Raw genomic sequence first — 13768 nt, forward strand, 5'->3', positions numbered from 1 at the left:
AGTATCTCCCCATGTCCAATATCAGACTTGCGCCTTTCTGTTTGATCGCTGCGTGCCTGACCCTGCTTTCGGCCTGTGACGGCCCGCCTGAAGAGCCTGAAGCCGATATCACACCGTTCCCGCCCGTCGAGCGGCCGGTATCCGCCATCATTTCGAATCAATATTCCGATGAGGAAGCGCGCGAAGGCACCGGCGAAGCGGAGACCGTGCTGAGCGTGCTGGGTGTCGAGCCGGGCGAAACCGTCGCGGATATTGGCGCCGGACGCGGCTTTTACATGCAACGGCTCGCTGAAGCGGTTGGCCCGGAGGGTCTTGTTTACGCGCAGGACATTTTCGGCGACGTCGTCGAGGATCTGAGCGTCCGGGCGAGCGCCAATGGTTTTGCGAATGTGGAGGCAGTGCTCGGCACGCCATTCGACCCCAAATTGCCAAAGGAAAGTCTGGATCACGCGCTGCTGGTGCACATGTATCACGAGATCGAGAATCCTTACGCGCTGCTGTGGCATTTGCGTGAGAGCCTGAAGCCGGGCGCGACGATCGCCATCGTCGACGATGACCGCATCACCAGCCAGCACGGTACGCCGCCGGAACTGCTGGAATGCGAAGTGAGCGCCCTTGGTTTCGTGCAGGTGGCGCAGGCCCCGCTCAAGGACGGCTCGGCCTATGTCGCCATTTTCCGGGCGAAGAACCCCCGACCAGCGCCGCAGGATATCAGACCATGCCAGAATCCGCGTTAGCGCCCGAGGACGTCCTCGCCTTCTGGTTCGAGGAGGCGGACCGCGCGCTATGGTTCGGCAAGGATGATGATTTCGATGCGCTGATCCGTCAGCGGTTCGGCGATTTACATGCGGAACTGGCCAAAGAGGTTCCGGGTGCCTGGCTGGGCACGCGCGAGGGGGTGCTGGCGGCGATCATCGTGCTGGACCAGTTCAGCCGGAACCTGTTTCGCGGCGATGGCCGGTCCTATGCGCAGGACGCCGATGCGCTCAGCCTGGCGAACCTGGCCATCGATCGCGGCTGGGACGGGACGTACGCGGATGATGAAAAACAGTTTCTCTACATGCCTTTCATGCACGGCGAGCATATCGATATACAGAACCGGGCTGTCGAACTTTACGATGCCGCCAAGCTGAAGCAGCCCGCCGAATTTGCGCGGAAACACCGGGATGTCATTCTGGAATTCGGGCGCTTTCCCGGTCGCAATGCCGCGCTGGGGCGTGAGAACAGCGCTCCGGAGCAGGCCTATCTGGATGATGGCGGCGGATTTTAATCGCCTGATCCCGCCGCGGCGAACCCTCGATCCGGTCCGTTCCTTCGTCCGATACGAGCAGCGACCGTCATAAGTCGGCGAAATGTGGGACAGTCGAGATGGCGCGGCGCGGGGCACGCGGCTGCGTGGAGCAACCCGTCGCGCATCGCATTCAGGCGGGCAACCCTGATCTCCAGCTCCTCCGCCTTTTGCAATAGTCGCGTTCGATCAAGAGTTAGATCGTCCGATTCTGAGAACATGTCGCGGATCTCGCCCAATGAAAATCCCGAGGCTTGTCCCAGGGTGATAAGAGCGAGACGTTCGAGGACAGCTGGTGAAAACTGACGCCGCAGTCCGTGCCGCCCCGCCGATCTAATCAGTCCGACACTCTCATAATAGCGTAGCGTCGATGCCGGGACGCCCGCGCGGCGGGACACTTCCGAAATATCCATGAATTTTCGTCTTGACCTCAAGTCGACTTTAAGTGGCATCATGCATGCCCAATCGCAAAACGGCAATCACTGGAGTGAATTCATGACGAAACAGAACAATGCCGCCGGTCAGTGGAATGGCCGGGCAGGCAAGGCCTGGGTGGCGATGCAGGATCTGATGGACGGCGTACTCTCGCCGTTTCTGGACATCATTGTCGAGCGCACCATGATCGAGCGCCCGGCCCGCGTGCTCGATATTGGCTGCGGAACGGGCGGGACCACAGTGGCAATCGAACGTGCATGGGACGGAGCGATGCAATGCGTCGGCATAGATATATCCGAGCCGATGATCGCGGCGGCACGGCAACGTGCGCTTGCCGCGGGCAGCAATGCTGAATTCAGGATTGGCGATGCCGGAACGCATGCTTTCGGCGGCCAGAAATTCGACATGATGGTATCACGCTTTGGTGTCATGTTCTTTGAAGATTTCGTTTCGGCGTTCCGGCATTTGCGAGATGCGATGGCCGCGCACGGATCGCTGCATTTCTGCGCATGGCGCGATCCGGACGAAAACCCATTCATGACCACGGCGGCACGCGCGGCGGCACCGCTTGTCCCCAACATCCCCGCCTATGTTCCGAATGCGCCGGGACAGTTTGCTTTTGCGGACCGCGATTTCGTGGTCGGGCTTTTACGCAAAGCCGGGTGGCACGGCGTTGAATGCGTTCCGGTCGACGAAGCGCTCGCCTTTCCCGCACGCCAGCTTGAAAATTACTATACACGCCTCGGTGTTCTGGGACCGCTGCTGCCGGACCTGGACGAAGACCTACGCCGCGATGTGCTCACTGCGGTCGGGGCCGCCTTTGAACCGTTTGTTGACGGCGACGTCGCGCGGGCGAATATGGCCTGCTGGTCCGTCACGGCACGGGCATAACGGTCCAGCACGATGATCGCCGCCAGCACCCCCTCGCGCGTGCCCAGCCACGCACCGGGAACCTCTTTGGCCAGTTCCGCGTGTAAATCGCCGAACCGCTGACAGATCAGCGCATCGAAATCATCATCCTTGCCAAACCATAGCGCACGATCGGCCTGGCGAACCTGGCCATCGATTGCAGCTGGGATAAACGGACCTGGATGATGGCTGCCAGGTTTAGCGCACCAAGCCGCGCAAGCCGATCTTGCCCAAGGGGCCGCACAGCACCCCTGAAACCAGCGCGGCCATGAAAGGCTGAGCGGGCCAGACGTTCAGTAAGTTCGACAGCACATGATCGCGGATGAAGGCGGGCCACGCCTTGTCCGACTGATAAGCAGGCGTGAACAGATAGCTGAGCGTCTGATAAAGTGCGATGTGCAGGCGGCGGGCGCGAGTGTATTGGATAAGCGCGTCCGGCAGGGTTGGCGTTTGTTCGATGCTGTGCGCCAGCGTTGCCGCGTCGATCAGACCGAAATTTGCGCCCTGGCCCAACTGCGGACTGGTGGCGTGATAGCTGTCACCAATATGAACAAATGCGGGCGCTGCGGGTGCCCATGTGGTGGCATGGGCGTAGCGGGCGAAAGTGAGCATCTCGCGGTTGGTGATTCGTGCGAGCAGCGGTGCCATACGCGGCCAAAGTGCGGTGGCCTCAGCCTTCCAAGCCTCGAAAGGCTGCGCGTTCCATGCGGGCAGGTCGGCGCCGCGCAGGCTCCAGAAGAATGTTGCGCTGTTCCGCCCCTCAAGCGTGTCGCCGCACGGCAGGATACCCACCATCTGCCGCGCGCCGCGATAGCGCTGTTCCAGCCAGTCGGACGTGAAGCCGTCCGCCTCTTCCCACGGAACCGTCGTCCATAAGGCGCCGAAGTCGAGTGGTTCGGGCGCGACCGGCCGCAGCGGAGAGAAGGCGCCAAGGCTGTCGATGACGAGGTCGAAGGCGGCGGAAGGCTGACAGTTCGCGAAGGTCAGACGGCGTTTTCCGCCGGATACGAGTTCAGTGCCAGCGATCGTGTGGCCGGGTTGAATCTGCGCACCGGCGACCTGCGCCGCCGTGAACAGGGCGTTGAAAAGCACGGGGCGGTGGACCGCAACGCCACTGCCGTTTTTCAACGCACTATAATTGACGTCGAGGACGAGGCGTCTTTTGTCGGCTGTCCTACCCAATATGCGAGTAATAGGCGCGCCGCTGGCGTGGATAGCACCGCGCAGGCCCATATGATTGAGGACGGCAAGGCCAGTCGGCTGCAGCATCAGGCCGGAGCCGACAGGGCGGGCCTGATCGAACCGCTCAAAAATGGTGATACGGTGGCCTTCGCGGGCGAGCAGCAGTGCTGCGCCCATGCCAGAAATGCCGCATCCCGCGACCGCGATATCGAGCTTTATACTCATGCGCCCGCCGGTTAGCGCTAGGGCGCCATCGCGACCAGCGGATAGTAAAGCGTAGCCAGATTGTGTTCTGACAATTGTGAGGACACAAGCAAGAGCTTCCAACCTGGCGCTCGCGCCGCTAGACGCCTGCGTCTATGACTGACGCTACACCGCCCGACTATCGCGACACCGTGTTCCTGCCAAAGACCAACTTTCCCATGAAAGCGGGGCTGGCGCAGAAGGAACCGGGAATTCTGGACCGCTGGAGAAATACCAAGGTCTATGAGCGGCTGCGCGCCGCGCGCAGGGGGCGGGCAACCTGGATCCTGCATGACGGGCCGCCTTATGCGAATGGCGATATCCATATCGGTCATGCGCTCAACAAGACGCTGAAGGACATCGCCGTCCGCATGGCGACGCTGCGCGGGTTCGATGCGCCGTACACGCCCGGCTGGGACTGTCACGGCCTGCCCATCGAATGGAAGATCGAGGAGCAGTATCGCAAGAAGAAGCGCGACAAGCGCGAGGTGGACCCCATCGAATTCCGCCGCGAGTGCCGCGAGTTCGCGCAGAAATGGGTCGACGTGCAGTCCGCGCAGTTCCAGCGCCTGGGGATCATGGGAACGTGGGACCAGCCCTATCTGACCATGGATTACGAGGCCGAAGCGGTCATCGTCGAAGAGTTTCTGAAAGTTGCCGGGTCGGGCCGCCTGTACCAGGGCGCGAAGCCCGTAATGTGGTCGCCGGTCGAACAGACGGCGCTTGCCGAGGCCGAGGTCGAATATCAGGATGTGACCAGTACGCAGATCGACGTGGTTTTCGAGATCAGCGAATTTCCCGAGGTGCCGGAACTGGTCGGCGCGAAAGCGGTGATCTGGACGACGACGCCGTGGACGATCCCGGTAAACCGGGCGATCGCTTATGGAGAAGCGTTCGATTATCTTGTCATCGGCAAGGAAGACTGTCGCTACATCGTTGCCGAGCCCCTTGTGGGCGCGTTTCTGAAGAGGGCGGAGGTATTTCCCCGCAATGAAGATGGCGACCCGCCGTCGCTTGAAGACCTGCTGTTCGGAAAGATCGCGGACGTCCCGCCTCCGATCCTGATCAAGGGCACCGCGCTGGAAGGCGCCGTCGCGCGCCACCCGCTGCATGAGCTTGGCGGTTTCTATGCGGAACCGCGCCCGTTCCTGCCGGGCGAGTTCGTGACCACCGAAAGCGGCACGGGGCTGGTACACCTGGCGCCCGATCACGGCGAGGATGATTTCCGGCTGTGCAAGGAACATGGTATCGATCCGATGTTCGTCGTCGACGAGGCAGGGGTCTATCACACCGACTGGCCGGTCGTGGGCGGCCATCACGTCTATAAGGTCAACGCGGTCGACGGGCCCGTCTGTTCCGCGCTGAGCGGCGCGGGCGGACTGTTGGCGGCGACGGCGGATTACACGCACTCCTATCCGCATTCATGGCGGTCAAAGGCGAAACTGATCTATCGCTGTACGCCGCAATGGTTCGTGCGCATGGACGCGGAGGCTGGTGCGGATGGCGATGCAGGCCCTGACACGCGCTCCCTCCGCGAGATCGCGCTTGCGGAAATCGACAAGACCCGCTTCGTGCCGGAGCGCGGTCACAAGCGCCTGAAATCCATGGTTGAAGGACGGCCGGACTGGGTGCTGTCACGTCAGCGCGCATGGGGCGTCCCGCTGACCCTGTACGTCCATAAGGAAAGCGGCGCGTTCCTGCAGGATGACGCGGTCAATGCGCGCATCGTTGCAGCCGTGCGTGAGGGCGGCGCGGATGCATGGTTCGCGGCCGATCATCAGGCGCTGCTGGGCGATGCCTATAAGGCCGCTGACTATACGCCGGTGACGGACATTCTGGACGTCTGGTTCGACAGTGGGACGACGCATGCGTTCGTGCTGGAATCCGGGAAATGGCCGGACCTGTCCTCGCCTGCCGACCTGTATCTGGAAGGGTCGGACCAGCATCGCGGATGGTTTCAGTCCTCGCTGCTGGAAAGCTGTGCGACGCGCGGACATGCGCCGTACAAGGCGCTGCTGACGCATGGCATGACGCTGGACAAGAACGGGCGGAAGCAGTCGAAGTCGCTTGGCAATACGACAGATCCCAAGAAGATCATCGATGCGCAGGGCGCGGATATCCTGCGCATGTGGGTCGCGGCGGTGGATTATACCGAGGATCACCGCATCGGCGACGAGATCATCACGGGCATTGCCGACCGGTATCGCAAATTGAGGAACACGTTCCGCTATTTGCTGGGCGCGCTGGGCGATACCACGCCGGACGTCATGCCCGCCGATCGGATGCCGGAACTGGAACGCTGGGCGCTGCACAGGCTGACCGAGGTGGATACGAAGCTGCGTGCGGCGGCAGAGGCGTATGACTGGACCTCTTACCTCGTCACGCTGGAGCAGTTTGCCGGCGCGGACCTGTCGAGTTTCTATTTCGATGTGCGCAAGGATTCGCTATATTGCGACGCGCTGGACGATCCGAAGCGGCTTGCATGCCTTTCGGTGATGGACACGCTGTTCCACGCCCTGGTGCGCTACGCCGCGCCGATCCTGGCGTTCACGGCGGAAGAAGTCTGGCAGAGCCGCTTCCCGAGTGACGATGACAGTGTGCATCTGAAGGAATGGCCGGAGATCGATGCGGCCTGGGCGGATGAGGCGCTTGCGGTAAAGTGGGAACGCCTGCGCGCGCTGCGCGGGGTCGTCACCGAGGCCATTGAGCCCCTGCGCCGCGAAAAGACCATCCGGTCTTCGAACGAGGCCGACGTGGCCCTGGTGCTGTCCGACGCCGAGGCGCTGGGCGATGTGAAAAGCGTCGATTTTGCCGAACTGGCGATCGTCAGCCGGGTCGATGTGCGTGCCGATGCCATCGGGGGAGCGGAAGCCGCGCCCGCGTATGACGGGGCATGGGTGAGAGTGGATCCTACCGAATTGGAGAAGTGTGCCCGCTGCTGGCGGCATACACCGGATGTGGATACCGGGACGCAGCTGTGCGGGCGGTGCCGGGACGTGGTGAAACCATGACGCGCACGCTTGCCTATGTGATCGCCGGTATCGTGCTGCTGCTGGACCAGTTGACGAAATGGCTGATGGTATCGGTCATCGAGCTTGAACGTCTTGGCAGCATTCCGCTGATACCGTCGCTCAACCTGACATGGGTGGAAAACCGGGGCGTCGCGATGGGCCTGCTTGATGCCGGCGGCAGCGATATCTCGCGCTGGCTGCTTGTGGTGCTGACCGCGGGAATATCGGCTGCGGTCATCTGGTGGATCAATTCAGAACGCGACCGCGCCGATCTGTTCGCCATGTCACTGATCCTGGGCGGTGCCATCGGCAATATTATCGACCGGGTGCGACTGGGCTATGTCATCGATTTCGTCCACTTTTATGTGGCCGAATGGAGTTTTTACGTTTTCAATGTCGCGGACGCGGCAATTTCGATAGGGGTGGGTCTGCTCTTGCTGCGCGCATTCTTTGGAAAAGACGCGCACGCGAAAAAGGAAGAAGAACATGCGTAAATTGATTGCAATCGGAAGCCTGCTCAGTGCGGCCCTCGCCCTGTCGGCATGCGGCGGCGGTGGCGGCCTGCTGAATCTTGGCAATCGGGATGCCCCGGACGAGCTTGCCATCAGCCGCAATGCGCCGCTGGTGGTCCCGCCAGATTTCAACCTGGAGCCGCCGCGCCCCGGTGCGCCGCGCGCGCTGAGCGCGGATGCGCAGACGCAGGCCATGGAGGCCCTGTTCGGCCCGGGTGTGCGCCCGCCAGCGAAAAGCCAGTCGGAGACGCTGATGCTGGAGGATGCCGGCGCGTCGAAGCCCGACGCAAGCGCGCGTTCCACGGCGGGCGATCCGGAAACGATGACAGTGAACAAGGGCGCGCAGACACGCGACATCATCGCTGCGCCGGCCGCGACGCAGGATGCCGCGATCGCAGCAGCGACCGTCGGGGGCTGACGCTTTTTCCCTCCCCTTTCGGGAAGGGCGACACGGCGCGAAGGGGAGTGCGGGGTTGGGCCGTGCGAATGGGGATCGCCCATCCCCTGTCTCGCTGCGCTCGCTCACCCTTCCCGAAAGGGAGGAGAAAAGGGCGTCAGGACGCTCTTCCCGGTTATGATTTCCCTGATCCGTCACCCCGGCCTTTGCCGGAATGACGAATGTTCAGGACTCGCGCGACGCTAAAGCTTGAGATTCTTCGCCATGGTGCGGCTGAAGCTGCCAAGAACGCCGCGGCCGATCCTGGCGCCGGTCCTGCCGCCAAGCGCGCGGCCGATCTCGGCACCGAGTTCGCTGCCGACTGTGCCCACGGCGGCGCGTGTGCCCGACTGACGACGGGACGTGTCCTGACCAGCCATGCGTGCACCGAAATCGCTGGCCTGCTTCGCCACCAGATTGCCGGTGACTTTCGCGATGATGCCGCCAATGATACCGCCGCCGAAAAGGCCGCCAAGGCCGCCTGATTTGGCCTTGCGCCCTGGCTTGCGGCTGGCCGCGGCTTCGGCTTCCGCCTTTTCCAGCGCGTCCGCTTCGGCGGCATCGGCAGCGCGCGCGGCGAGGAGTTCATAGGCACTCTCGCGGTCGACCGTGTCCCTGTACTTCGCGCCGACAGTGCTCGATGCGATGACGGCGGTGCGCTCGGCATCGGTCAGCGGGCCAAGGCGGCTTGACGGCGGGCGGACCATGGTGCGCTCGACGGGCGTGGGTGCGCCGTCTTCGGTAAGGACGGAGGTCAGCGCCCAGCCGGTACCAAGCTCCGTCACTTCCTTGCGCACGTCGATGCTCTCGTTTGGGCGGAATGTGTCGGCGACGGCGCGGATGGCCTTCTGCTCTTTGGGTGTGAAGGCGCGCAGCGCATGCTGGACGCGGTGAGCGAGCTGGCCCGACACCTCGTCGGGCACGTCGGCCGGGTTCTGTGTGATGAAAAAGACGCCGACACCCTTGGAGCGGATCAGCCGCACGACCTGCTCGATCTTGTCGATAAGCGCTTTGGGGGCCTCATCGAACAGCAAATGGGCTTCGTCGAAGAAGAAGACGAGCCTGGGCTTATCGGGATCGCCGACTTCGGGGAGCATCTCGAACAGTTCGCTGAGCAGCCACAGCAGGAATGTGCCATAAAGGCGCGGGCTGTTCATCAGCCTGTCGGCGGCGAGGATATTCACAATGCCGCGGCCATCATCCGCAGTACGCAGGAAATCCGCAATATCGAGCGCGGGCTCGCCGAAGAAACTGTCGCCGCCCTGCTCCTCAAGCTGCAACAGGCGGCGCTGGATCGCGCCGATGGACGCCTTGGACACATTGCCATATCTGGTCTTCACCTCGCTGGCATTGTCGCCAAGCCACGTCAGCATCGACCGCAGATCCTTGAGGTCAAGGAGTAGCATTTTCTCTTCATCGGCGATGCGGAAGGCGATGGTGAGCACCCCCTCCTGCGTGTCGTTCAGGTTCATTAGACGCGAAAGCAGCAGCGGTCCCATCTCGCTGATCGTGGCCCGTACCGGATGGCCCTGCTCGCCGAACAGGTCCCAGAACGTGACGGGCATCGGCTCATATGTGTAATTATCGAGGCCGATTTCACGGGCCCGCTCAATCAGCTTGTCGTGATGCTTGAACGATGTGGTTCCGGGCATCGCAAGGCCGGACAGGTCGCCCTTTACATCCGACAGGAAGGTGGGGACGCCCGCCCTGGCAAAACCTTCGGTCAGGATCTGTAGTGTGACCGTCTTGCCGGTGCCGGTCGCGCCCGCGATCAGGCCATGACGGTTGACGCGGCCGAGCAGCATTTTCTGAAGGCTCTCATGGCCCTTGCCGATGATGATGCTGTCGCTGCCCGCCATGATGACACTATCCCTGAACCTGTAACAGGCGCCGGTTGTAGGAACCGGCGCCTGTCAACGCAATGTCAGGATTACGCCATTTGACAAGGGTAGTGCGCGGCCTATTCCTTGTCCTGCGCCATCATCTCGACGCCGATGAAGATGGGCGCATTGTCACCCCGTCGCTTGACGAGGATGGCGACGGTGTTTCTGCCGCTTTCACGCGCGGAGGCCACGGCCGCGGCCGCTTCTGCCGGTGTTCGTGTCGTCTGGTCGTTTATGGAGATGATGATGGAGCCCCGGCCAATGCCCTTGCGCGCAGCATCGCTGCGGCGGTCGACACCTGCGACGACGACGCCTTCAATATCGTCGGAAAGGCGCAGTTGCTGGCGAATCTCCGGTGTCAGGTCGGCGAGCGAAATGCCGAGTGATTTGCGCGCGCTTTCCGCGCCGGGCGCGGAATCGTCGGCCTCCACATCAGGATCGCCATTGGCGTTCGCGCCAATCTGGTTCTCGGACGGGCGCTCCGCCAGCGTGGCGGTCAGCTTCTTTCGCTTGCCGCTGCGGATCAGCTCGATCGGAACCCGGCTGCCAATTGCGCTGTTCGAGACGAGGAAGCTCAGATTATTGCGTGCCGTCACGTCCTGGCCGTTGACCTTTACAATGACATCGCCCTGCTTGATGCCCGCCTTGTCGGCAGGGCCGCCCGGCTCCACACCAGCGACGATTTCGCCGGCATCGCTTTCAAGGCCCAGGCCCGATGCAAGGTCGTCGTCGAGACGCTGGATCGAGACGCCCAGATAGCCGCGGCGAACGCGGCCCATTTTGCGGAGCTGGTCGATGACCGGCTGCGCCTGGCTTGCCGGAATGGCAAAACCAATCCCCACATTGCCGCCCGTGGGCGAGAAGATCGCGGTGTTGATACCGATGACATTACCGGCAAGGTCGAACATCGGACCGCCTGAATTGCCCTGATTGATGCTGGCATCGGTCTGGATGAAGCGGTCAAACTGGCCTGCGCGAATATCGCGGTGCAGGGCGGAAACGATTCCGGCGGTCACAGTGCCGCCAAGGCCGAAGGGATTGCCGATGGCGACAACCCAGTCGCCGACACGAACGCTGTCGGAGCGTCCGAAGCGAACGTAGGGCAGGTCCTTGCCGTCGACCTTGAGTAGTGCCAGGTCCGTCAGCGGATCGCGGCCAACGACCCTTGCCTCATATTCGCGGTCCTCACCCAGGGTGACGGTAATGCTCTCAACGGCATCATTGCCAGAGCGCGCGGTGACGACGTGATTGTTGGTGACGACATAGCCGTCCGGCGAAATGATAAAGCCGGAACCGAGCGAGGATGCCTCGCGCGTTTCGGGTTCCGCATCCTCTTCACGATCCTGAAACCGGCGGAACATCTCGTCGAGCGGCGAACCCGGACCGATGCGCGGGAACGGCATCCGCCGGACCTCGACCTGCTGTGTCGTCGAGATGTTGACGACCGCCGGTTGCAACCGGGCGGCGAGGTCGGCGAAACTCATCGGCGCACCGGCCGGCGGCATGACCTGTTCTACAGCCGATACGGCATTTTGCGGCTCGGCCTCGGCCTGCGCATTGCTGGACGCCTGCAGGGCAAGCGTCGCCGCGCTGCCGAAAAGCAGCCCGGCGGCGACATAGGAGGTGATGGTGGTAGCTGCGGTGCGAATTGTGGGCATCGTTTGCTTCGTTCCTGACGTTTGACAGTCTATCGTTCGAATCTGCGCGCCATTCTGCCGCGCATCAAGAGAAATTGAGCGTTGCGAGCACGATCGCCGCGCCAATGGCAAAGCTGACCGCACCCATTATCCTCACACGATCAACGCCTTCGGCGAAAATCATGTCCAGCGTTCGTTTCATCGCCTCGGGGAACAGCGCATAAGCTGCACCCTCCAACGCGATGGCAAGCCCGATGGCGAGGACAAGCGTCACAGCCTCTTACGCCCTAGCGCCGGACGTTCCCCTGAAACTGCTCGAGGAATTCATTATCGGATGACAGGACCATGCTGGCATTGCCGTCCTTGAACGCTTCGTCATAGGCCTGCATGGCCCGGTAGAATTCATAGAATCCTTCATCCCGGCCAAAACTCTCGGCATAGATACGCGCGGCTTCCGCATCGGCCTCAGCGCGCACGACGCGCGCTTCGCGGTCGCCTTCTGCGCGAATGCGCCGCGCCTCCTGCTCACGCGCGGTGCGCATGCGGGTGAACGCCGATTCAAGCGGCTGACCCGTCGGCAGGTCGGCACGCTTGATCCGCACATCGACGATCTCCGCGCCGTAATTTGCGGCGGAACTGCTGATCGCGGACTGAATCTGCTGCATCAGGTCGGCACGTTCCGGGCTGAGCAGGGCAGCGAAGGTCTGGCGGCCAAGCTCGTTCCTGAGCCGCGACGTCAGGATTTGCCCAAGCTCATCCGCAGCGCGCGCTTCTGTTCCGACCGCCTGATACATGCGCAGCGGATCGGTGATGCGAAACCGGGCGAATGCGTCGACAACGACACGCAGCTGGTCCGTGCTCAGCACGGTTTGCGGCTGCATGTTCAGATCCTGCACCCGCTTGTCGATGTAGACGACATCCTCAAGAAACGGGATCTTCATATTGATGCCCGCACCTGTGCGGCCATAGACTTCTGACTCGTCATAGGCGTTGATGATGCGCACCGGCTCACCAAGGCGTGTCACGATTGCCTGTTGGGATTCCGTGACGGTGAAGAAGCTGGTCGCCACGAGAACCAGCAACAGAAACAGCGCGGCGAGCAGGATGATCGGGTTTTTCAGGCTCATCATTCACCTCCATTCGGCGCGGCGCTACGGGCGCGCCTCTGCAATTCGGGTAGGGGGAGATAGGGCACGACGTTTCCGCCGGACTCCAAAATGGTCTTGTCCACCTTCCCAAGCACACGTTCCATGGTTTCGTAATACATGCGCTTGCGGGTCACGTCCGGTGCGAGGCGATATTGTTCATAGACAGCGTCAAACGCCGCGGACTGACCCTGCGCCTGAGCGATAAGCTGCTGATTATAGGCGCGCGCCTGGTTGATCAGGCTTTCCGCGTCCTGCTGCGCGGCACTCACGTCCTTGAACGCATCGTCGACGGCCGCGGGAGGGTCGGCCTGACGGATATCGACACCGACCACATCGACGCCGGCACGATATTCATCGAGAAGCGCCTGTGTGCGCGAACGGACTTCCGCCGCGACCTGCTCACGCTGCGGGCCTATGGCGGCATCCAGCTCCACCGACGCCACGACAGAACGCATCGCGCTCTCGGCCGTTTCGCGGATCGTCCCTTCGGGATTGGCAATCTGGAACAGGAACAGTTCAGGGTCCTTGATCTTCCACCGCACCTGATAGGCGATATCGATGATATTCTGATCGCTGGTCAGCATCAGGTTCTGATCGTTGGCATTGTCCGATCCGATCGCGATGGTCGAGACCTGCTCCACCTTCGGCTTGGTGACCGTCACCACCGGCGAGGGCCATTTTATATGCGTACCGGGCCCATTGGTCTTGAGATAGCGGCCGAACATCTGTTCGACGCCGCGCTCATCCGGCTCGACGCGGTAGATGCTGGTCGCGCCCACCCAGATGAGGATCAGCGCTGCAACGATCCAGTTCCACGGGAGGGCACGGGCCGACCCGCCGCCGCCTTTTCCGCCGCCGCCGCCGGGCAGGCCGGATCGCAGCCGTTCCTGGCTGCGCTTGATAAAGTCGTCAAAGTCGGGATTGCCGCCGCGACCGCCGCCGCCCTTGTTCTGGTCATCGCCGCCTGATGGCCTCTGGCCCCAGGGATTGCGCGGACCTTTCCCGCCGCCATTGCCCCAGGGGCCGCCGCCTTCGTTCTTATCCCATGGCATATATACTAACCCGCCCTTACGCATGAATATGT

13 protein-coding genes and 1 pseudogene are annotated in these 13768 nt (G+C 62.3%); 6 read left to right on the top strand and 8 right to left on the bottom strand.

All coding sequences use genetic code 11. The features are described from left to right. Positions 1-11 precede the first annotated feature (11 nt). Positions 12-737, top strand: coding sequence for a class I SAM-dependent methyltransferase (locus KCG44_RS12575; protein ID WP_218446460.1), 726 nt, complete (start codon positions 12-14; stop codon positions 735-737). Continuing rightward, positions 719-1270, top strand: coding sequence for a DUF924 family protein (locus KCG44_RS12580; protein ID WP_218446461.1), 552 nt, complete (start codon positions 719-721; stop codon positions 1268-1270). Before KCG44_RS12575 ends, KCG44_RS12580 begins: the two co-directional genes overlap by 19 nt. Here the strand turns inward: KCG44_RS12580 and KCG44_RS12585 are convergent. Next, positions 1267-1743, bottom strand: coding sequence for a helix-turn-helix domain-containing protein (locus tag KCG44_RS12585; RefSeq protein WP_369411986.1), 477 nt, complete (start codon positions 1741-1743; stop codon positions 1267-1269). The genes KCG44_RS12580 and KCG44_RS12585 overlap by 4 nt on opposite strands. A 40-nt stretch (positions 1744-1783) precedes the next feature. On the opposite strand from KCG44_RS12585, the gene KCG44_RS12590 reads away from it, so the two are divergent. Further along, positions 1784-2614: a class I SAM-dependent methyltransferase gene (locus tag KCG44_RS12590; RefSeq protein WP_218446462.1), complete on the top strand. Its 831-nt coding sequence runs from the start codon at positions 1784-1786 to the stop codon at positions 2612-2614. A 41-nt stretch (positions 2615-2655) separates the two neighbouring features. Here KCG44_RS12590 and KCG44_RS14605 read toward each other — a convergent pair. Next, positions 2656-2802 (bottom strand): annotated as a pseudogene (locus KCG44_RS14605) (hypothetical protein); the annotation flags it as partial. Between the two features lie 28 nt (positions 2803-2830). Next, complete coding sequence (locus KCG44_RS12595; RefSeq protein WP_218446463.1) at positions 2831-4039, bottom strand: FAD-dependent oxidoreductase; 1209 nt, start codon at positions 4037-4039, stop codon at positions 2831-2833. A 134-nt stretch (positions 4040-4173) separates the two neighbouring features. Between KCG44_RS12595 and ileS the strand changes: the two genes are divergently transcribed. From ileS to KCG44_RS12610, 3 genes are read left to right on the top strand one after another with little or no spacing between them, the layout of a single operon-like run. Further along, entirely contained in the window at positions 4174-7068 is a 2895-nt protein-coding gene (gene ileS, locus KCG44_RS12600; protein WP_218446464.1) for an isoleucine--tRNA ligase, read from the top strand. Further along, positions 7065-7562, top strand: coding sequence for a signal peptidase II (gene lspA, locus KCG44_RS12605; RefSeq protein ID WP_218446465.1), 498 nt, complete (start codon positions 7065-7067; stop codon positions 7560-7562). Before ileS ends, lspA begins: the two co-directional genes overlap by 4 nt. Further along, a complete protein-coding gene (locus KCG44_RS12610) occupies positions 7555-7998 on the top strand; it encodes a DUF3035 domain-containing protein (protein WP_218446466.1) in 444 nt (147 codons plus the stop codon). The genes lspA and KCG44_RS12610 overlap by 8 nt, the downstream gene beginning before the upstream one ends. Positions 7999-8219: 221 nt before the next feature. Here the strand turns inward: KCG44_RS12610 and KCG44_RS12615 are convergent, their stop codons facing one another. The 5 genes from KCG44_RS12615 to hflK form a co-directional block, all read right to left on the bottom strand. Next, positions 8220-9875: a helicase HerA-like domain-containing protein gene (locus KCG44_RS12615; protein WP_218446467.1), complete on the bottom strand. Its 1656-nt coding sequence runs from the start codon at positions 9873-9875 to the stop codon at positions 8220-8222. 101 nt (positions 9876-9976) lie between these two features. Next, positions 9977-11557 carry a Do family serine endopeptidase gene (locus KCG44_RS12620; RefSeq protein WP_218446468.1) on the bottom strand — a complete coding sequence of 527 codons (1581 nt, stop codon included), beginning with the start codon at positions 11555-11557 and terminating at the stop codon, positions 9977-9979. A gap of 64 nt (positions 11558-11621) precedes the next feature. After that, a complete protein-coding gene (locus KCG44_RS12625) occupies positions 11622-11810 on the bottom strand; it encodes a DUF2065 domain-containing protein (RefSeq protein ID WP_218446469.1) in 189 nt (62 codons plus the stop codon). Positions 11811-11823: 13 nt separating this feature from the next. Then, positions 11824-12663, bottom strand: a complete 840-nt coding sequence (gene hflC, locus KCG44_RS12630) for a protease modulator HflC (protein ID WP_439651450.1) — start codon at positions 12661-12663, stop codon at positions 11824-11826. Continuing rightward, entirely contained in the window at positions 12663-13736 is a 1074-nt protein-coding gene (gene hflK / locus KCG44_RS12635) for a protease modulator HflK (RefSeq protein WP_218446471.1), read from the bottom strand. Before hflK ends, hflC begins: the two co-directional genes overlap by 1 nt. Positions 13737-13768 lie beyond the last annotated feature (32 nt).

The organism is Pacificimonas pallii (genome assembly GCF_019204005.1).
GTDB lineage: Bacteria > Pseudomonadota > Alphaproteobacteria > Sphingomonadales > Sphingomonadaceae > Pacificimonas > Pacificimonas pallii.